19 protein-coding genes are annotated in these 21,649 nt (G+C 35.9%); 7 read left to right on the top strand and 12 right to left on the bottom strand.

Annotation, left to right across the window (positions count from 1 at the left end; translation table 11 throughout):
• Positions 1-145 precede the first annotated feature (145 nt).
• The 6 genes from BUB12_RS05395 to BUB12_RS05370 form a co-directional block, all read right to left on the bottom strand.
• Positions 146-1,930 (bottom strand): acyl-CoA dehydrogenase family protein, encoded by a 1,785-nt coding sequence (locus BUB12_RS05395; protein ID WP_072888836.1) that lies wholly within the window; start codon positions 1,928-1,930, stop codon positions 146-148.
• Between the two features lie 283 nt (positions 1,931-2,213).
• The gene (locus tag BUB12_RS05390; RefSeq protein WP_072888834.1) at positions 2,214-3,389 is read right to left on the bottom strand and encodes an acetyl-CoA C-acetyltransferase; all 1,176 of its coding nucleotides are present in this window, start codon (positions 3,387-3,389) and stop codon (positions 2,214-2,216) included.
• Positions 3,390-3,407: 18 nt separating this feature from the next.
• Entirely contained in the window at positions 3,408-5,807 is a 2,400-nt protein-coding gene (locus BUB12_RS05385) for a 3-hydroxyacyl-CoA dehydrogenase/enoyl-CoA hydratase family protein (RefSeq protein ID WP_072888832.1), read from the bottom strand.
• Between the two features lie 283 nt (positions 5,808-6,090).
• Entirely contained in the window at positions 6,091-6,297 is a 207-nt protein-coding gene (gene copZ, locus BUB12_RS05380; protein ID WP_200801022.1) for a copper chaperone CopZ, read from the bottom strand.
• 32 nt (positions 6,298-6,329) lie between these two features.
• Positions 6,330-8,714 carry a heavy metal translocating P-type ATPase gene (locus tag BUB12_RS05375; RefSeq protein ID WP_200801021.1) on the bottom strand — a complete coding sequence of 795 codons (2,385 nt, stop codon included), beginning with the start codon at positions 8,712-8,714 and terminating at the stop codon, positions 6,330-6,332.
• 12 nt (positions 8,715-8,726) lie between these two features.
• Positions 8,727-9,029 (bottom strand): metal-sensing transcriptional repressor, encoded by a 303-nt coding sequence (locus BUB12_RS05370; protein WP_072888827.1) that lies wholly within the window; start codon positions 9,027-9,029, stop codon positions 8,727-8,729.
• Between the two features lie 221 nt (positions 9,030-9,250).
• Here BUB12_RS05370 and BUB12_RS05365 point away from each other — a divergent pair, with 221 nt between their 5' ends.
• From BUB12_RS05365 to BUB12_RS05340, 6 genes are read left to right on the top strand one after another with little or no spacing between them, the layout of a single operon-like run.
• Entirely contained in the window at positions 9,251-10,192 is a 942-nt protein-coding gene (locus BUB12_RS05365) for a metal ABC transporter solute-binding protein, Zn/Mn family (RefSeq protein ID WP_072888825.1), read from the top strand.
• A 60-nt stretch (positions 10,193-10,252) separates the two neighbouring features.
• The gene (locus BUB12_RS05360; protein ID WP_072888824.1) at positions 10,253-11,008 is read left to right on the top strand and encodes a metal ABC transporter ATP-binding protein; all 756 of its coding nucleotides are present in this window, start codon (positions 10,253-10,255) and stop codon (positions 11,006-11,008) included.
• A 13-nt stretch (positions 11,009-11,021) separates the two neighbouring features.
• Complete coding sequence (locus BUB12_RS05355) at positions 11,022-11,861, top strand: metal ABC transporter permease (RefSeq protein ID WP_072888822.1); 840 nt, start codon at positions 11,022-11,024, stop codon at positions 11,859-11,861.
• A 9-nt stretch (positions 11,862-11,870) separates the two neighbouring features.
• Positions 11,871-12,284 carry a Fur family transcriptional regulator gene (locus tag BUB12_RS05350; RefSeq protein ID WP_072888820.1) on the top strand — a complete coding sequence of 138 codons (414 nt, stop codon included), beginning with the start codon at positions 11,871-11,873 and terminating at the stop codon, positions 12,282-12,284.
• Positions 12,269-12,652 carry a fluoride efflux transporter CrcB gene (gene crcB / locus BUB12_RS05345; protein ID WP_084063221.1) on the top strand — a complete coding sequence of 128 codons (384 nt, stop codon included), beginning with the start codon at positions 12,269-12,271 and terminating at the stop codon, positions 12,650-12,652. The genes BUB12_RS05350 and crcB overlap by 16 nt, the downstream gene beginning before the upstream one ends.
• Before the next feature lie 8 nt (positions 12,653-12,660).
• Complete coding sequence (locus tag BUB12_RS05340; RefSeq protein ID WP_072888816.1) at positions 12,661-13,005, top strand: fluoride efflux transporter FluC; 345 nt, start codon at positions 12,661-12,663, stop codon at positions 13,003-13,005.
• Positions 13,006-13,494: 489 nt separating this feature from the next.
• On the opposite strand, the gene BUB12_RS05335 is transcribed toward BUB12_RS05340, so the two are convergent.
• From BUB12_RS05335 to BUB12_RS05310, 5 genes are all read right to left on the bottom strand, one after another.
• Positions 13,495-14,595: an MFS transporter gene (locus BUB12_RS05335; RefSeq protein ID WP_143155596.1), complete on the bottom strand. Its 1,101-nt coding sequence runs from the start codon at positions 14,593-14,595 to the stop codon at positions 13,495-13,497.
• Positions 14,596-14,698: 103 nt separating this feature from the next.
• Positions 14,699-15,889 carry a DUF4129 domain-containing protein gene (locus BUB12_RS05325; RefSeq protein ID WP_072888810.1) on the bottom strand — a complete coding sequence of 397 codons (1,191 nt, stop codon included), beginning with the start codon at positions 15,887-15,889 and terminating at the stop codon, positions 14,699-14,701.
• 24 nt (positions 15,890-15,913) lie between these two features.
• The gene (locus BUB12_RS05320) at positions 15,914-17,089 is read right to left on the bottom strand and encodes a hypothetical protein (RefSeq protein ID WP_072888808.1); all 1,176 of its coding nucleotides are present in this window, start codon (positions 17,087-17,089) and stop codon (positions 15,914-15,916) included.
• Complete coding sequence (locus tag BUB12_RS05315) at positions 17,079-18,296, bottom strand: DUF58 domain-containing protein (RefSeq protein WP_072888806.1); 1,218 nt, start codon at positions 18,294-18,296, stop codon at positions 17,079-17,081. Before BUB12_RS05315 ends, BUB12_RS05320 begins: the two co-directional genes overlap by 11 nt.
• Positions 18,293-19,237: an AAA family ATPase gene (locus BUB12_RS05310; RefSeq protein WP_072888804.1), complete on the bottom strand. Its 945-nt coding sequence runs from the start codon at positions 19,235-19,237 to the stop codon at positions 18,293-18,295. The genes BUB12_RS05315 and BUB12_RS05310 overlap by 4 nt, the downstream gene beginning before the upstream one ends.
• Before the next feature lie 177 nt (positions 19,238-19,414).
• On the opposite strand from BUB12_RS05310, the gene BUB12_RS05305 reads away from it, so the two are divergent.
• A complete protein-coding gene (locus BUB12_RS05305) occupies positions 19,415-19,987 on the top strand; it encodes a YitT family protein (protein ID WP_072888844.1) in 573 nt (190 codons plus the stop codon).
• A gap of 68 nt (positions 19,988-20,055) precedes the next feature.
• On the opposite strand, the gene BUB12_RS05300 is transcribed toward BUB12_RS05305, so the two are convergent.
• On the bottom strand, positions 20,056-21,546 hold the full coding sequence (locus tag BUB12_RS05300; protein ID WP_072888802.1) for a BCCT family transporter: 1,491 nt from the start codon (positions 21,544-21,546) through the stop codon (positions 20,056-20,058).
• Positions 21,547-21,649: the final 103 nt, after the last annotated feature.

Raw genomic sequence — 21,649 nt, 5'->3', positions numbered from 1 at the left:
TTACCGTAGCTAGCACTTTTCCCCTCCTTCCGGCATCGAGATCGGCTCTCGTTTACCTTTTCACCCTTCTTTTCCTTCAATAGGACATCGAGTAACAAAAAAATGCTCAGGGAAAACCAGCCCCGAGCATTTTTCTTTATTATTATTAAACTACATACTTTTCTGCTTCAATAATATTAGCTGCAATTTCACGTTTCTTCGCAATAACATTTGTTGGTTCATGACGAGTTAACTTGCGTAGTGATGAAAGCATCATACGAAGTGTATCACCTTGTTCTACTGCAATCAACGTTTCTTTAGCATCAGCTTCGATACGGTTGAATGCTTCTTGAACGTAAACTTGAGTATAAAGTAGTTTTTGGTTGTTCTTCTCAAGTCCTGATTTATTAATTGCTTTTTCAGTACGTAGAATTGCTGATTCCATGTTGTATACTTCTGCTACCATATCTGCAAGGTTCACTAGGATTTCTTGTTCTTTTTCTAGTTTTTGCATGTATTTCTGAGCAGCCAATCCAGCTCCAAGTAAAACAATTTTCTTAGCATTTCTCAAAAGATGCTTCTCTTGCTCTAACGGTTCTGTACCAACTTCTTCTGGCATCATCATCATTAACTCTTCTTGAAGACCTTGTGCTTTTTGAAGTAGAGGTAATTCACCTTTCATAGCTTTTTTCAATAATGTACCTGGTACTAATAGACGGTTAATCTCATTTGTACCTTCGAAAATACGGTTAATACGAGAGTCGCGATATATACGCTCAACTTCATATTCTTGCATGAAGCCATATCCACCGTGTAATTGTACTGCTTCATCAGCTACATAATCTAAGCACTCTGTTGCAGTATATTTGTTCATGGAGCATTCGATTTGGTATTCAGCGATAGCCTTAGCAACTTCACGGCCATCTGCTAATTGTTCATCTGTCATTGATCCCATGCGTTGTTCAAATAATCCAACTGTACGATATACAGCACTTTCGTTTGCATACGTTCTAGCAGCCATTGTCGCTAGCTTTTCTTGAGTTAAGCTAAAGCTAGAGATTGCTGTACCGAACTGCTTACGCTCATTTACGTATTTAGTAGCTAATTCAATACCGCGTTTAGAACCACCTACACCACCAATTGCTAATTTATAACGTCCAACGTTTAAGATGTTAAAAGCAATTCTGTGGCCTTTTCCTTTTTCACCTAAAAGGTTTTCTACAGGTACTTCTGCATCTTCAAGAATTAACGTACGAGTAGAAGAACTCTTAATCCCCATTTTCTTCTCTTCAGGTCCAGTAGATACTCCTGGGTAATCTCTTTCTACGATAAATGCAGAGAAATGCTCCCCGTCGATTTTTGCATATACAACAAACACGTCAGCAAAAGCAGAGTTTGTAATCCATTGTTTTTCACCATTTAAAATATAGTGTGTACCTGCTTCATTTAATTTCGCAGTTGTTTTGGCACCTAATGCGTCAGATCCAGATCCTGGCTCTGTTAGTGCATAAGCTGCTAATAATTCACCAGAAGCTAGTTTTGGTAAATATTTTTGTTTTTGGTCTTCATTACCAAAGAATACGATTGGTAATGAACCAATTCCAACGTGAGCTCCATGAGTTACAGAAAAACCACCTGCACGAGAGAATTTTTCAGTAATTAATGATGAGCTGATTTTATCAAGGCCAAGACCGCCATATTCCTCAGGTACATCTGCACCTAGTAATCCTAGTTCACCAGCTTTTTTCAATAAGTCAACAGAATGTTCAAATTCATGGTTCTCTAAATTATCAACTAATGGTAATACTTCTCCTGCTACAAATTCCTCTGTAGTTTTAGCGATCATTTGGTGCTCATCAGTGAAGTCTTCTGGTGTAATAACGTCTTCACCATTGATGTCTTCAACTAAAAAGCCGCCACCTTTAAATAACTTTTCTTTTGTTTCACTCATAGTTTCCATCTCCCTTTATATAGACTCTTAATCTAAACCACAGTTGCCATACACTCCGCTTTCACTTCCAGTACAAGTGCTACATCTGTAAAAGCTTCCTCCGGGCGCTTTTACAGTGTCTTCTTTGCCGCAGGGGAGTGGTGAGCCTCCTCGGGCATTGCCCTGTGGGGTCTCACCGTTCTCCCACTTCCCGCAGGAGTCTACGTATATGGCAACTGTTCAGAGTATTTCTTAGTTACCTATTTCATCTACAGAATAATCTATTATTATACTCTTTTATTTCTTACAGAAGTTCAAATACTCCTGCTGCTCCCATTCCTCCACCGATACACATGGTTACAACACCAAATTGAACGTTACGGCGTTTCATTTCATGGGCAAGGCTTAGAGTAAGCTTTGTACCTGTCATTCCTAGTGGATGCCCAAGTGCTATTGCGCCACCGTTGACATTAACGATATTTGGATCTAGATCTAATGCTTGAATTACTCTTACAGATTGTGAAGCAAATGCTTCGTTTAGTTCGAATAGACCAACATCAGATACATCTAACCCTGCAATCTTTAATGCTTTAGGAATAGCTTCAACAGGGCCAACACCCATGATTTCTGGTTCAACACCTGCTACAGCAAATGAACGGAATTTAACTAATGGCGTTAAGCCTTCTGCCTCTGCCTTTTCACGTTCCATTACAAGTACAGATGCTGCTCCATCACTCATTTGAGAAGAGTTACCTGCAGTAACAGATCCTTTGACGTTAAATGCAGGACGTAATTTACCTAACACATCCATTGTTGTACCAGGTCTTACACCTTCATCTGTATCAAAAAGTTTCGATCTTTCTTCTACTTTATTATTTTTTCCTATTACTCTTTCAGTAACTTCTATAGGTACAATCTCATCATTGAATTTCCCTTCTTGGATTGCGATTGCTGCACGCTCGTGACTTTGTACAGCGAATGCATCCTGATCCTCACGAGAAATTCCAAAACGGTTTGCTACCTCTTCTGCTGTATGTCCCATTCCCATATAGTATCCCGGTGCATCTTGAACCAACGTTGGATTTGGTTTAAATGCGTGACCTAGCATAGGAACTAGACTCATAGATTCTGCTCCACCTGCAATGATTGTGTCACTAGATCCAACCATAATTCTTTCTGCAGCATAAGCAATACTTTGTAATCCTGAAGAACAATAACGGTTGATCGTAATTCCAGGAACATCATTTGGTAATCCAGCTAGACCAGCAATGTTTCTAGCCATATTCATTCCTTGTTCTGCTTCTGGTATTGCGCACCCAATAATGACATCATCAATATTGCCATCATAATTACCTGCGCGCTTCAATGTTTCTTTTATCGTTAACGCTGCTAAATCATCGGGACGTGTATTAGCTAACGTTCCTTTTTTTGCTCGACCCACAGGGGTTCTTGCTCCTGCAACTATAACTGCTTCCTTCACGTTTTCTCCCCCTTTTCTCTAATTACGTAATGGTTTTCCTTTTACCAACATGTGTTGCATACGTTGCTGTGTCTTCGGTTCAGCGATTAAACTTAAGAATGCTTCACGTTCTAAATCAAGCATTACTTGTTCATCAATTAATGTACCTTCCTTAATTCGACCACCAGAAAGTACGTAAGCTAATTTTTCAGCAATTTTCACATCATGTTCTGATGCGTATCCACTAAGTTGCAATGTTTTTGCTCCGATAAGCATTGCAGCATAACCTGCATCACCTACTACAGGGATCTTTTCACGTTTTGGTGCACGGTAACCATTATTTGCTAATTCTAATACTCGTTGTTTCGCATCATAAATTAAATGATCTGGATTCACACTAATACGATCATTTGCATCTAAAAATCCATACTCACGTGCTTCCTCTGCTGAAGTGGAAACTTTAGCCATAGCAACTTTTTCAAATACATCATTAGCTACTTTTGTTAGGTCAAAATCAATTCCTTTAGGTAGGTTGCGTAATTCTTTTAGGTACAATTCTTTCGTACCGCCACCACCTGGGATTAGTCCGACACCAAATTCAACAAGTCCCATGTAGGTTTCAGCTGATGCTTGAATTGCAGCTGCTGGAAGAGATACTTCAGCTCCTCCACCTAATGTCATATTGAATGGTGCTACGACAACAGGTTTATCTGAGTATTTAATATTCATTGTCATGTTTTGGAAATGACGAATGACCATGTCTAATTCAAAGAAGTTATCATCTTGAGCTTCAAATAACATCATGCCAAGGTTTGCACCAACACAGAAGTTTTTCCCTTGGTTACCAATGACTAGACCTTTATAGTTTCTTCCTACCTCTTCGATGGCATAATTAACCATTTGGATAATATCAAGACCGATAGCATTGCTTTGTGAATGGAATTCAAGTGCTGCCACTCCATCCCCTAAATCTATTAAACTTGCACCAGAATTTTTCTTAATCACACCATTTACATCTTTTAATGATTTTAAGTTGATTTCTTTTGGATTAAAATTCTGTTGCTTATATTCTCCATTGTCATAGTAATATACATTTGCATTTTCTGATTTATAGAAGGATTCATGTCCATTCTCTAACATGTTTAGTACCCACTCTGGTACTGTTTCACCTTCTGCTTGCATGCGCTCAACTGATTTTCTAACGCCAATCGCATCCCACGTTTCGAATGGTCCAATTTCCCATCCGAAGCCCCATTTCATTGCTTGGTCAATCGATAAAATGTCATCAGCAATTTCTCCAGTTAACTCAGCAGAATAAATCAATGCTGGTTTTAGAACGGACCATACTAAATCTCCTGCTCGGTCACCTTTTGCTGATACAAGCGCTTTCAATTTACGACGAGACCCTTTTTCTTGCTTAGCCATTTCAGTTGCAGCCGTCTTTAGTTTCTTACGATCTTCATATTCTAGTGTTTCAGGATTTAATTCATAAATGGTGCTTCCATCTTTTCCTTTTTTCTTTAGGAAAAATCCTTGCCCACTTTTTGCTCCAAGCCAGCCATTTTCTTGCATTTTCAACATAAACTCAGGTACGTCAAATACTTCTTTTTCTTTACCTTCCACTTGGTCATAAACATTTTTTGCTACATGAACAAATGTATCTAGACCAACCACGTCTAACGTACGGAAAGTAGCACTCTTTGGTCGACCAATGATTGGGCCTGTTACAGAATCAACTTCCCCTACACTGTATCCACCTTTAAGCATTTCTCTAACAGTGACTAATAATCCGTAAGTACCAATGCGGTTAGCGATGAAGTTCGGTGTATCCTTCGCTTCAACTACACCTTTTCCTAGTACGTCTTCACCAAATTCCTTCATAAATGCTAGAACTTCTGGATCCGTATTCTTCGTAGGGATCACTTCTAGTAATTTTAAGTATCTTGGTGGGTTGAAGAAGTGTGTTCCTAGAAAATGTTTACGGAAATCTTCTGAACAGTCTTCAGACATGTCTTCAACCGATATACCAGACGTATTGGAACTAACAATAGCACCTTGTTTACGGTATTTGTCGACATTTGCAAATACCTTTTTCTTAACGTCTAAATTCTCGACAACAACTTCAATAATCCAATCAACATCTGCAAGTTTCTCCATATCATCATCCATGTTTCCAACTTCAATTAAATCTAAACTTGCTTTTGTTGTTATTGGAGAAGGTTTTTGTTTTAACAATGCTTTTTTACTATCGCTTGCAATTCGATTACGTACAGCCTTATCCTCTAATGTTAGCCCTTTTTGTTCTTCCTGCTTTGTTAACTCTCGCGGCACAATATCAAGCATTAGTGTTGGTATTCCCACGTTAGCTAGGTGAGCAGCGATGCCAGAGCCCATAACACCAGACCCTAAAACTGCAGCACGCTTGATCGTTCGCTTCATATTTTATCCCCCAATCATAATTTGAATGAATACTCATTCATTTTATTGTAAAAAATAAAAGACAGTTCCAATCCGTCCATCTAATTAATACTATAAATTAAATTTGAAGTTTTCGCAATATATATAATTAAAATTTTATAAAATTATGTATAGTAAGTGTTTTAATTTAAATAAAAAGCCTTAAGGATGGATTGGGTCGATTCCCGAACACCCCCATAACACCCCTAAATATTTCACAAAAACAAAGTAAAACTGACCCCTTATGTAAGAGGTCAGTTATATATTATGCTACTACATCGTAGCCTTGATCTTCCACAGCTTCACGTAATGCCTCTAAAGACACAACAGAATCATCATAAGTAACTTCCACTTTACCAGTAGCTAAGTCTACTTCAACATTTGAAACACCATTCAATTCGTTTAAAGCACCTTCTACTGACATTTTGCAGTGGCCACATGTCATTCCTTGTACATCTAATGTTGTTTTCATCATTTCACCTCCTTTAAAGGAAAAGGATTGAATTATATTTTAACTCGCTTCAAACGAAGTGAGTTAGACACTACACTAACGGAGCTAAATGCCATTGCTGCACCAGCAATCCATGGTGCAAGTAAGCCCAAAGCAGCTATCGGGATGCCTGCACTATTATAAGCAAATGCCCAGAATAAGTTTTGACGGATATTTTTAATGGTTTTATGACTTAAACGAATAGCTTTAGGGATTAATAATAGTTCTCCACCAAGAATCGTAACATCTGCAGCTTCAATTGCCACTTCTGTTCCAGTACCAATAGCAATGCCTATATCAGCCGTTGCTAATGCTGGTGCATCATTAATTCCATCACCAACCATCGCTACTTTTTTACCTTGATTTTGAATTGCTTTTACTTTATCAGCTTTTTGTTCTGGCAAGACTTGCGCAATAACTTCTGTAATCCCCACTTGTTTTGCAATTGCTTTAGCTGTTCTTTCGTTATCACCAGTTAACATGATAACTTCCAAGCCCTCAGCTTTCAATTCTTTAATTGCATCAATTGCTGTGTCCTTAATAATATCAGCTACAGCTACAATTCCTTGATACTCTCCATTAACAGCTATTAACATGGCCGTTTTTCCATCCATCTCATAGTCAACCATTTTATCTTCTTCTTGAATTTCTACTTTATTTTCTTGCATTAATTTTCTTGTTCCTACAAGCACTTGATTTTGATTAACAGTTGCTTGAATACCATGACCAGGTATTGCTTCAAATTCTGTTGCTTCTAATAATTCAAGGTCTTTTTCAGTTGCATAAGCAACAATTGCTTCCGCCAATGGGTGTTCTGAACCTCTTTCAGCACTCGCTACCAATTGGAATACATCATCATTCCCAGTAAAATTCGTTACTTCTGGCTTCCCTTTAGTGATTGTTCCTGTTTTATCAAAAACAATTGCGTTTAATTGATGCGTGCGCTCTAAATGTTCTCCACCTTTAAATAGTATTCCATTTTCTGCAGCTTTTCCTGTTCCGACCATGATCGATGTTGGAGTAGCTAATCCTAACGCACATGGACATGCAATAACTAATACAGCAATTGCAGCTATTAAGGCTGTTTCAAATTCACCTGGTGAAACTAATGTAATCCAAATAATAAAGGTCACAACAGCGATTCCTACTACAATTGGAACAAAATATCCTGAAATAACATCTGCTAATCGTTGGATCGGAGCTTTCGAACCTTGAGCATCTTCTACAGCTTTCACGATTGATGCCAATGCTGTATCTTTACCAACCTTTGTCGCTTCCATTTCAATGGTTCCATTTTTATTAATTGTTGCACCAATGACATTATCTTTTTCCGTTTTTTCAATTGGAATGGATTCTCCGGTTATCATCGATTCATCGATTGACGTTCTTCCTTTAACAACGATACCATCTACAGGTATCTTTTCCCCTGGTTTAACTACTAAATGATCTCCTGAAACTACTTCTTCAATAGGAATCATAACTTCTTCATCATTTCTGATTACTCTTGCTTGTTTTGCCTGTAAGTTTAAAAGCTTAGAAATAGCTATGGTAGTTCGGCTTTTGGCACTTGTTTCTAGATATTTACCAAATAAGATTAAAGTAATTAAAATTGCACTTGTTTCAAAATATAAATGCGGCATATAGTCTAGGTTACCAATCGTCTTTAAACCTTCATATAAACTATAGAAATAAGCAGCACTTGTACCTAATGCAACTAGGACATCCATATTGGCTCCACCATTACGTAGGTTTTTATATGCCCCAACGTAAAATTGCCAACCGATAATAAACTGTACAGGGGTCGCAAGTGCAAATTGGAACCAAGGATTCATAAAGATACTTGGTAAAGACAACCCTAGTAAATGATCAAGCATTGTTACTAATAAAGGTATAGATAATAAAGCAGAGATTAGTAGCTTATACTTCATTTGCTTCAACTGCTTTTCTTTTTGAGTTTCCTTTTCTTCTTTATCAGCTTTAGGCTTGGCATCATATCCAAGCTTTTGAATACGACCAATAATATCTGCTTCTTCAATTAAATTGGGATTGTATTCAATTGCTGCAGATTCATTTGTTAAATTAACAGTTGCTAATTTAACACCTTCTTGTTTATTTAAAACCTTCTCAATTCGCGATGAACAGGCTGCACATGTCATACCAAAAACATCAAATTCAGCTTTTTCGGTAAGTACACCATACCCTAATTTTTCAATTCTAGTAGTGATATCTTCCATAGATGTTGTTGATGAATCGAAGTCAACACTTGCTTTTTCGGTTGTTAAGTTAACTTTCGCCTCCACACCATCCATCTTATTTAGAACTTTTTCTACTCTAGTAGAGCATGCCGCACATGTCATCCCTGTTACGCCAACTGTTACATGTTTTATGTCACTCATCATTGTCACCCCTACTTATTTGGAAAAGTGTTTCATTACCTCCATTAGTTCTTCAATTGCTTCCTCACCATTTCCTGACAACACTGCATCACTAACACAATGTTTCGTATGTCTTTCAGCAACTGAAAAGCCTACCTTCTTAAGCGCAGCATTTATTGCGCTAATTTGAACTAATATATCAACACAGTAACGATCTTCTTCCACCATTTTTTGAATTCCACGAACTTGCCCTTCAATTCGTTTTAAACGATTAACTACGGCTTGTTTTTCATTGTCGGTTCTCGGTTTTACGGGATGCTTATCATGCTTCATGTCCATTGTACTCACACCCTTTATCTTTTCTTACCTATACTATACCCCCCTTATGTATATGCGGTCAAGAAAAATACTTACTTCTAATTTTGTACCATCTTGAATACATTTATAAATAGTCATAAATCGTAATCATTCTTATTTACAAATCGTAATCATTACGATAAGATATGAAAGGTATTATTTTTTCGAAACCTATCAATCTTAATTGAGGAGAAACATAACCTATGAAAAAAATATTAATCTTACTATTATTTATTGGAATATATTTAACTGGTTGTGCAACAACTAGTAGCGATACAGTGGATAACGATGGCATTACTATTTATACATCAGTGTATCCTATTCAATATATTGTGGAACGTATTGGTGGAGAAACTATTAATGTAAAATCTGTCTTTCCTCTAGGAGTTGACGCGCATACTTATGAACCTACTTCAAAAGAAATGACTGAGATTGCTAGAAGTGATATGTTCATCTATCTAGGGGCTGGAATGGAAGGATTTGCAGAAAGTATGGCAGGTGCATTAAAGTCACAAGATGTTAAGCTAATTGAGCTTGGTGAAGAAGAAGAACTTTTCCATAGTGAAGAAACAGAACAACATGAAGAAGACGACGACCATGATGGACACAACCACAACCACGGGGATCATGATCCACATATTTGGTTAGACCCAATTCGCATGATTGAGATGGCTCACATCATTACTAGTAACTTAGAAGAATTAAATCCTGAGAAAAAAGATGATTACCAAGAAAACATTATTGCACTTGAAGAAGACTTAAGAAAACTAGATGACAAATTTGTCACTACTCTAGAAGAGAAATCGAATAAGAAACTACTCGTATCCCATGCAGCTTATGGGTATTGGGAAGAACGATACGGTATTGAACAAATTTCTATTAATGGACTTTCATCAAGTAGTGAACCTTCTCAAAAAGAACTTACGAAGATTATCGAAGAGGCAAACGCTCATACTATTAAATATATAATCTTTGAACAAAATACTTCTAGTCGCGTTTCTGAAATTGTGCAGGACCATATCAATGCAGAAGCACTAATCATTCATAATTTATCTGTGCTAACTGAAGATGATATAGAGAATAATGAAGATTATATCTCCTTAATGGAACAAAACTTAAACGTACTAGACCAAGCAACAAACTAATATAGCTTTTTGAAATTATGCTGAACTTACCTTGTAATAACTACAGAAAGGGTGTCACATATGAATGAACCCATTATACGTATGAAAAATATAAATTACTCCTATGATCAAAGACTTGTATTAGACAATGTTGACTTTGAACTTCCAAAAGGCTCATTTTTAGGATTAATTGGCCCTAATGGTGGTGGAAAAACTACGTTAATCAAACTTATCTTAGGGTTAAATAAACCTGATGCTGGTACCATCCAGCTGTTTGGACAACCTATTGAGAAATTTAAAGACTGGAATAAAATTGGATTTGTTTCTCAAAAAGCTAATTCCTTTAATAAAGGATTTCCAGCAACCGTTTTTGAAGTTGTATCAATGGGGTTAACAGCAAAAATTGGATATTTTAAATTTCTAAATAGGAGCCATCGCTCTAAAGTATTACACGCAATTGATTTAGTAGGGATGAGTGAGTATGCATATGAAAATGTCGGGAACCTTTCAGGTGGTCAACAACAAAGAGTGTTTATCGCCCGATCTTTAGTAAGTAATCCCGAACTTCTCATTCTTGATGAACCCACTGTTGGTGTCGACACCGAAAATGTTAAACGATTTTATGAATTGTTGCTTGATTTAAATGTTAATCAAAATATAACGTTACTTCTTGTTACCCACGACACGGGTATCATGACAGAACACGCAACAGACATTGCATGTATTAACAAATCATTACATTTTCATGGTAAACCAGAAGCGTACCATGAACTGAATGCCAATGATTTATCAAAAATATACGGTCATCCCGTAAGTCTTGTTACACACGACCATTAATGGAGGAACAGAAATGCTTAGTGATATATTAGAATTTGATTTTTTAAGACATACATTTTTAACTGGCTTACTAATAGGCATAATCGCTCCATTACTTGGAACTTTTATCGTAGTACGACGTCTGTCATTAATTGCTGATGCACTGTCTCACGTTACGTTAGCTGGAATTGCCTTTGGATTATTTATTGAAAAGAAATTTGCTGTCACAATGATAACTCCTTTATACAGTGGGATGGTATTTTCTGTTATTGGATCGGTCTTTATCGAAAAACTAAGAAGTGTCTATAAATCTTATCAAGAAATAGCTATCCCAATCATTCTATCTGGTGGGGTTGGTTTAAGTGTTATCTTTATTGCCTTGGCAGATGGATTTAACACCGACTTAATGAATTATCTATTTGGTTCTGTGTCAGCTGTTAGTCGAAATGACTTTCTCTCTATCATTGGGATATCCTTCGTAGTTCTGGCTATTATATTCTTATTTTATAAAGAACTCGTTACTCTTTCTTTTGATGAAGAGCACGCCACAGCATCTGGAATTCACGCAAAAAGGATCCACTTTTTATTTATTGTTTTAACAGCACTTGTAATTGCTGCTTCCATTCGTATCGTAGGGGTACTATTAGTTTCGGCCTTAATGACTTTACCAGTTGCAGCAAGCATGAGACTATCAAAAGGCTTTAAACAAATGTTATTTTTATCTATTGTATTTGGTGAAATAGCTGTTATGATAGGGTTAATATCAGGATATTATCTAAACATTCCACCAGGTGGTACAATTGTAATTGTATCGATTCTTATTTTGCTAGTTTCAATAAGTGTAAAACGGTTTCGTTCATTCAGTAAAAGGTAGGGATACACAATGAATCTAAATGATGCTATTAAACTATTGAAGAAAAAAGGATATAAAACAACAGGTAAACGAAAAGATATCCTAAACTATTTTGAAGAAGCGGATGGTTATCGAACGGCTAAAGATTTAATTCAACATTTAGAGTCCACTCATGAGGGAATTAGTTTTGATACCATTTATCGTAACCTTCACTTGTATAATGAAGTTGGTATTTTAGAAACAACCGAACTAAATGGAGAAAAGCATTTTCGTATGAACTGTACTAGCCATCACCATCACCACTTTATTTGCAAAGATTGTGGAAAAACTAAAGAGATTGAAGTTTGTCCAATGGACGAGGTTAGAAAATCACTAATGAATTACGCAATAGAAGACCATAAATTTGAAATCTATGGATTATGTCCAAAATGTCAGACAGCGTGAATTGGAAATATCTATTAGCTGTTGGAATTGGTGGAATGTTCGGGGCCATCGGTAGGTATTTCCTTTCAATTATCATAGTAACGAACGAACTTTTTCCATATGCTACATTAACTGCAAATTTACTCGGTTGTTTTCTACTTACCTATGTTATGAATCATTCAATATTAAAACAAAAAATTTCCCCAGAGTTTTTTGCAGGACTAACGATCGGAATAATCGGTTCGTTTACTACTTTTTCTACCTTTTCCATTGAAACACTAGAGTTAATCCAACAAAGCACAACCCTTGCATTGGTTTATGTTGTTGGAAGTATTTTTGGTGGATTATTATGTTGTTTCATCGGGTATAAATTTGCCATTCGAAAGTAGGAATCGTGATGGAGTATATTTTAGTTGCACTTGGTGGTTTTTTAGGTAGTGTCCTAAGATTCTACATAGCGAGTATTGTAGATCGAAGACTGATCGGTACATGGGCTGCAAATGTGACAGGCTCTATTTTTTTAGCATTTATTGTGTATTATTACTATAATGGTAGCCTTACAGATGATATATGGTTGTTCTTAGGTGTTGGATTTTGTGGAGCATATACTACTTTTTCTACATTTGGAAATGAAACATTGAATCTTATAATGGAAAAACGTTATGGATTAGCTATAGGCTATGTCCTCAGTTCATTGTTCATGACTCTTGGTGGTGTTTTTGTTGTGATGTCTTTACTTTAAATCTTGTACAGCCTCGCATAAAGGAATTTTATTATTATGAGTGCTGTTACAGGGAGTCAACTTTAAATTGAATCAACAATTTAATTGCTCATATAAGAATAATATGCAAAACCAGCGCAGGAAATACACGTAGACTCCGGCGGGAGCAGAGACATAGGTGAGACCCCGGAGAGCATCGAGCAAAACTTCTGCCGAGTAAGCTACGAGTTGCGAGGAGCAATACTTCTCTGAACAACTAACGCGACGAGCATACGGCTCGAGGAGGCTCACCAGCCGCCCGCGGCATAGAAGACACTGTGAAAACGACCGTAGGAAGTTTGAACAGATGTCGCACTTGTGCTGGAAGTGAAAGCGAAGTGTATTTCCGGAGCGATTGATATTATGAAACAATTAGAATAACTTCCAAACAATTCATATAAATCCCCTTGAAAGCAGCACGCCAGTACCTTTGTATATATTTTGAGTGTTTTATTAACTATTAGATGGCACTTATGACTCCCTACCCCACTTGTATTCTACTTCTTTTAGTTCCGCTTCTAGGGTCTCAATTTCTTGTTGAGTAACATTTAGATCTCCGTAGCGCACCTTTTGATATACTTCAAAATTTACTTTAAACCCTAGCCTTTGTAACCAATCTTCTAGTGTCTCGAATCGATGTCTTCCTTTATCATATTTAATGGCCCTTCTCTCAAATTGAAATACTAATTGTCGGACACGATGATCAGGCTTTTTACTTCGGAAGTTAAATAATTTACTAATCCAGCTTTCTGCTTGGTTCGTTTTGTTGATGCTCTCATCATAAATATCTACATGCACTTTTTCTTTTTCCTCAGTATTCTTAAGTCCTTGGCGATAGAGTCGAATAATAAATAGTATTACTAGAATGATCACAAAAATAGCAATGCCCGTAATAATTGTTGATGTAGGTATCGATTCCACAAGTGTTTCTCGGTCACTTTGTTCCATAAATTCCGGTTCTGTCATCACTATTTCTTCTTCTGACTCTCGTTTTTTACCAAATTCTAAGCTATCAAGAAATTCTAATGGACTAAGGATGAGCCCAACTGTCCGAAATACGATAAAAATAAACCCATCCCAGATTTTTAATAAAGCAGGTGTATTGGCAAACCAATAGAAAAAACCACTTCCTACTAATAGTGACAAAGCAAGTCCTGGGATTAGCTTATGATTGAAGTTCTTCTGATCATCACGTTTAATATTAAAAAAATGTGCTGCGATGTAGCCAATCAAAATAGTAGTTGTTTGTAATAATAAATAAACCATGACGAAACTATCTTTCACAACGATTAAGTTGATAACCGATAAAAAGATAGTAATCAGAAGATAATTCGACTCTTGATCGATTACCATGTCTCCTCTAATGCGAATACATCTCCACACCAATATAATCGACAATACTGTACTAGCTAAAAAAGGAAAACCAACGAGAGAAAACAAGAGAAACAGGATTGGGCCAAGGAAAATAAACCATGATATCGTTGCTGTTTTCCTCGCTAATAGAACAAAGAAAATCCCACTAAAAATGACAACACCTAAATATTCCTGGAAAGGAGTTATTTGATAGTGCAAATATAAGACTGGTAGAAATAAAAGAAATACAATGATTGATTCGCTTAAGAAATATGTAGCATACGTTGCTACAGGGTGTTTTTTTATAATATGACTCCACCCCCTAGGGCTTATCTTTAAATTTTCTTTCCATTCTCTTTATTTCATTCACTAAGTCATTTCTCTCGTCACTACTTACTTCCATTCCGGCATAACGAACCTTTTGATATACATTTAAATCCGATGTAAATCCTATTCGCTCTAACCATTCTTCAAGTGTTTCAAATGGTCGTCTACCCATATCGTGTTTCGCTGCTTTTCTTTCAAAATCATAAATAATTCTTCGTATCGGGTGACTAACTTTTCTTTTACGCCTTCGCTTAAGACCTTTGTTATAACTACTACCGGCTCGTAAGCGATTCTCTATATTCGTATATTCAAGGTCTTCTACTTCTTCCTCTTCCCGGAACTTAACTCGACTTCTATAAAGTAAGTAAATAAAAATTCCTAGCAATACAAGGACAGCAATAAGTAAAGACAAACCAAAATAACTTCCAACTAAAGCACCTACAACTTCTAAATAAGAAGTCATATCAAGGTCTTCTTCATTCATTTCAGTACTTGCCATATCAAATTCTTCACGCTTATGGTCATCAGGATTAAAATCACCAAAGATACTTGCTACACCACCAGCTGTCAGTACTAATACATCACCAAATAAGTTATAAATTTTCACAAAGAGAAAGCGTAATCCGTCAGATGATGCATAGATTACAAGCGTAAACAAAGAAAATACTCCACCAAATGTGATCCAAAACTTTTTATTAAACGATTGCTGATCCTTTTTATCTATTACTAATAGATGACTTAAAATATTTCCTATTACCAGGACTAGTAACATAACAAATAATAGAAGAATCACTTGTAGATCTTTAGTGAAAATAATGATACCAATTGTAAATAATAGAGTAAAAATCAGATAGAATTCCTCACGTTTTAAGTAAAGCTCACTTCGTATGGCTAAATATCTCCAAACTAAAACAACAGAGAAAATAAGACTTAAACTTATTGGATAGCCAATCAAATAAAATACCACGAACATGATTGGAAAGGATATTAAGTATGGCGTATATTTTAACTGGTAGTGTTCAAACAAAGCAAACACGATACCAATTAATAAACTGAAACCAATATACACCATATATGGTATACCTTGATAATGACTAAACATAAATGGATGGATAATTAGGAAGACAATTATTGCTTCACTAAAAAAATGGTATGCATGTGTTATAGCTAAGTTTTTATTTTCCATTTAATCAACTCTTTTCAATTACCCTTATAGCTTTGTTTCTATTTCCTTTAGTTGCAGTTTAAGTTCTTTTAATTCTTCATCGGTTACTTCTTTAAGTCCATAGCGAACTTTTTGATAGCTATCAAAGTTTAAATTAAATCTCGTTCGTGCTATCCAGTCCTCCAAGGTTTCTGAAGCCATTCGTCCATTATTTGACTTTGAAGCTTTTTTTTCAAACTGATAAACTAATTTCCGGATTGGATGACTTGGCTTTTTGAAATATTTTTTAAAAGGATTTTTAAGGATCTGTCCTTGCCCATTTCGATCCATTAAACTTCCATAGGAAACCGCGTCACTCTTCTCAACAGAGGCATCCGAATTTCTTTTCTTTCTTTTAATTAATGAGTAAATGATAACACCAAGAGCCACTAGCAAAATAACGCTTACTCCTGCGATAAGTAATATAGAGCCTCCCTCTATAACATTAAATTGCTGTAATTCATCCCAATATCCGTCACCATGTTTTGCCTCTTCTGGTGTTTGCTTAGGCCAACCTCTTTCTTTAACAGTGAAGAAGCTAAGTAAGTCCGATCCTCCTCTAAGCGCTGCACCAGCTCCATTTAATATTCCCTGAGTAAGGGATAGAACGGTGTTTCGTACAGAGTCAAAGATAACAAAAAAGATACCTGCCCCGACTGCTAATAGCCCAACAAAATAGAGTGGTAATCGGTAATTTATTTGTTTACGATCATTAGAGTTAACTACATAAACTTGGCTGAAAATATAACCAAGAAACAGGATTACAAATTGCAAGAATGGATATAACATTACTAGACTGTCATGAACTAATATACTAACTACAGCCGTTAATAGTAATGTCGCAACAATATAATGATTTTCTCGATGAATTAATGCCTCTTTACGAATATTTATAAAACGCCAAACTAACAAAACTGCGAAAGCCGCAGCAATAATTATTGGATAATCTAGTATATAAAAGACCCCAAATAGTACTGGTGCTAGAACGATATTCCAACCATACTTCACTTTATTACTAATTAGTAGAAATAGAAAGCCAAAAACTACAATTACTGCCAAATAACTCCCATAAGGAACGAATTCATATTTATGATAAAAAATTGGTATGGTGATTAGGAAAATGATAATTGCTTCACTTAAAAAATGGTATGCATACGTAATCATGGATTGATTAGTTTGCATTACTCATTTCCCCCCTTGTTAAAGGTTTCACCATAGCTCCCTCTTCCGAACCTTTTATTTGGAAGACTGTATTCTGTGCTTGTTTCCACCCATCCATGATTTCTGTCGCTCCTGCTGGTACATCACCTACAATAATAATGGTCTTCGGTTTTATAAACTGTTTACCTATACGGTATAACATCTCATTAAAAGGTAAGGCCATGGATTGTTTATGTATTCTAGCTAGCATTTCTAATGCATGAGCATAATGATCACGGCCCTCTCCTTCAGGTAAGTGAACATATGGAACTTTTCCAGGTTTACGAGCATTGATAAAGATTTCATAAGGGACGCCTGTTTTCGTAGCATATTCACTTAAATATGCTGTATAAGAGAGTAAATTTTCCAGATTTTTGTTAAATCTAGCCATATTTGTATCATCTTCTGTATTTAAATTAACGATAAACACATACGAAATGTCCACGACTTTCTCATAAATATTTGTCTGAAGTGTTTGTGATTTTACGGAGGCATTCCAATTGATACGATGGAACGGGTCACTGTAATTGTAATCTCTCGTACCTAGATGACTTTGAATATCTTCAAATGGAGAGAAATTTGTTCTACCATCCCCAGGCATCATATGAAACACTGCTTCAATCCCATGTACTGGAAGCAACTTAGGATATACAATAAACTCTGTTTTATAAATTGGTTTGTAAACTAGTGTTACGAGATTAAAATTTAATAAATGTGGAAAATCAAACTCAATATTATTTACTTTAGAAACCCCACGTTGCTCTGCTACGATAGGAAACTCAATAATCGTATTTCTTTTTTGGAGTACAGATAAAGGGATTCTTAACTGTTTCCAGTATTCCTTTTCGTCTTTTGCAATGGTATAAGCTTTTACTGCTGGCCCCATTTTGATTTTAAAATACCCATTAATCATAGGAAAATTGGACCAGTTTTTCAGTTCAAACCGTAAATTCTCTTCTTCACCAGGAAATAATTTTATTGTTTTATCTTCATTAATTAACTCTAATTTTTTACCAATGGTACGATCATAGATTTTATAGATTATAAGGTAGGCCGTAAATATTCCGACACCTATAAAAGCTACAGGAGTTCTGAAAATAACCCCAATTAAAAAGAACACTAATAGCGCAAGTAGGATATAGTCAAAACTCCGAGAATGGTCTGAAGTGACATCCTTTTTCCACATCATTCCGTAACGGCTCCTTCTTCCACTGGTACTGGTACAGCTTTAAGAATTTCCTCTACTACCTGATGAGGTGTTTTCTTAATTGATCCTTCCATTGTTAAAATTAAGCGATGTTCAAAAACATATGGTGTTAAACTTTTAATATCCTGTGGTGTTACAAAATCTCGGTTGTCCATATACGCTTTTGCCTGTGCTGCTCTCATCAATGCAAGCATTCCCCTAGGACTAATCCCTAATTCAACATCTACATGTTCTCTAGATTGATGTACTAATCCTAGCAAATAATCAGAAACGACATCAGAAATTGTTACATGTTTTAGTTCTTCTTGCATATTGCGTATGTCTTCTAATGTTAATGAAGAAGTTAGTGCGTCATATGGGTCTTTTGTTCGATAATTCGTTAAGATCTGTTTTTCTTCTTCCAATGCTGGATACCCTAAATCAATTTTGAAAAGAAAACGGTCAAGCTGCGCTTCTGGTAATGGGAATGTACCATAATTACTTTCTACTGGGTTTTGTGTCGCTAAAACTACGAAAGGTGCTTCTACTTTAATTGTTTCCCCATCAATGGTAGATTGATATTCTTCCATTACTTCTAGTAAACTGGATTGAGTTTTTGGTGTGGCACGGTTTATCTCATCAGCTAATAAAACGTTAGAAACTACCGGGCCTACTCGTAGTTCAAATTCTTGTGTTTTAGGATTAAAGAAACGAATTCCAGTTACATCACTTGGCAATACATCTGGTGTAAACTGAACACGAGAAAAATCACCGTCAATTACTTTAGCGAAACTCTTTGCTAGCTTTGTTTTCCCTGTACCTGGGACACTTTCTAATAATACATGTCCTTCAGCTAATAGTGCTACAAATAATAAGTCCACAACATCTTCTTTCCCATAAATAACAGTATTTAGTGATTCCTTAGCTACGTTTAATTTTTCCATTTAAAGACTACCCCCATTATTGTTAATTTACAAAAGTTAGATATTTAACTATATTGTAACATTATTTCATACGCAAATAATAGAAAATAGTTTCAGTCAATTGATAAATTTTTATAAATATTAAGGATGTTTTCTCATACAATGAACTATGGATTAATTGGACAAGGTGGCTTGTATGTGATAAAAAAAGCGATAGCAATACTTATTGGGAGTTCTTTATTAGCACTAGGAATTAACTTATTTGTGATTCCAAATCATTTATTGGATGGGGGAATTATTGGGTTAGGATTAATTGCAAAATATGCTTTTGAATTAAAACCGGGGTTAACGATTATTGCCTTAAGTATTCCTTTATATGGGGTTGCATTCTTCTTTAACCGGACATATTTTTATAATGGTATTCACGGATTGTTAATTTCTTCATTTTTGATCGATTTCTTCTTTCCTCTATCCTTCTGGGAAGCACCACCTATATTAATAAGTTCAATTTTGGCTGGGATTCTAATTGGTACTGGAATTGGTATTATGCTGTCTGCTGAGATTAGTTCAGGAGCAAGTGACTTACTGGCATTATTACTAGCAAGACTCACAAATGTAAATGCTGGGATATTCATCTTTATTATCGATTGTTTTGTTTTATTGATTGGGTCGTTTTATATACAAGAGGTGACTATTTTTTATTCAGCCATAATGGTCATCACTATTGGAATTACAACATCAAGTATATTACGGTACTTTAGAAAAAAATGAGTAAAGAGACTAAGGACTTTGAAACCTAACATTTCTACTCTCAGCCTCTATACTAAAATTATTATTTATTACTTCGGCTGTTGCTCTTTTTTAACCATTTTCACAAAGGATATGACAATTAATATCAGAATGATTGTAAATGGCAATGCTGAAATTAGGGAAGCCGTTTGTAGGGCGTTTAAACCACCTGCTACTAATAAAACAACGGCAATTGCAGTAATTAATATCCCCCAAATAATTTTTACATATAGTGAAGGATTTAAACTTCCTTTTGAAGTCATGCTACCTAAAATGTAAGTAGCTGAATCTGCAGAAGTTACTAAAAATGTAAATATCAATAATATCGCTAGTAAGGATAATATATTTGAGATTGGCAGTACGCCAAATGTTTCAAACAATGCTACAGCAACGTCTACATTTACTGCTTCTGCAATAGCTGAACCATTGTTTAAGTCACTGTATAATGCAGTTCCACCAAATGCTGCAATCCAAAGACAAGCAATAACAGGTGGAACGATTAACACACCAATAACAAATTCACGAATTGTTCTTCCACGCGATACTCGAGCCACAAAAGCACCGACAAATGGTGACCACGCAATTGCCCATGCCCAGTAAAAAATCGTCCAATCTCTCACCCAAGTACCACCTTGATAAGGTGTTAATCGCAAACTATATTCGACGAAAAGAGTTAAATAATCACCTAGTCCAAGTACAAAAGAGTTCAAGATAAACACAGTCGGGCCAGCAAAGAACACAAAGACCATAAGTACTAAACATAATCCGAGATTTATATTACTTAACCACTTTATACCTCGATTTAAGCCCGTACTTGATGAAAGTAAATATAGCACGAGAATTACAGCTGCTATTATCATCTGTACCCAAATGGAATTAGGTACATTAAATACATCCTTTAATCCACCATTCATTTGCATAATCCCAAGACCAAGGGAAGTTGCTACCCCCATAACCGTTGCAATTACAGCAAGGGAATCAATGGCATTACCTATTCCTTTATTTTTTCCAACAACTGGTTGGATTGCAGTAGAGATCAACCCATTCTTATCTTTACGGAATTGCAAAAATGCAATAATTAATCCAACCACAGCAAATACCGACCACTGACTGACACCCCAATGGAAGAAGGAATAACCCATTGCTATTCGAGCTGCTTCTTCTGTTTGTTGTTCCAATCCTGGAAATGGTGTATTAAAGAAATGACTCATTGGCTCAGCTACACCCCAGAATACTAAACCAGAACCAAACCCTGCAGAAAACAGCATTCCTATCCAGGTGAAAAATGGATATTCAGGTCTAGATTTTGGAGGCCCAAGTCGCATTTTTCCGTATTTACTAAATGCCATTGCAATTAGAAAGATAACAAAGACGAATACTGCTAATAAATAAAACCAACCAAAATTAGTTGTCGTAAAATTGAATAACGCCTCGGCAACGCGGCCAAAACCTTTTGGAAAAATTGCTCCTAAAATAACTATTAGTACAATAAATGCAGTTGATACATAAAAAACAGGATTACGATATGTATACTTTTTCATTATTATGTCCTTCCCTGTGTTGAATTTAGTAAGAAAAAATGACACATTTACTAGGATATGCTAAGCAGAAAAAAGTATCAAATAATTTAATTTATGATTAGAA

The sequence above is a fragment of the Ornithinibacillus halophilus genome, assembly GCF_900129485.1.
Lineage (GTDB): Bacteria > Bacillota > Bacilli > Bacillales > Amphibacillaceae > Ornithinibacillus > Ornithinibacillus halophilus.
This window is presented reverse-complemented; position numbering and strand designations above follow the sequence as displayed.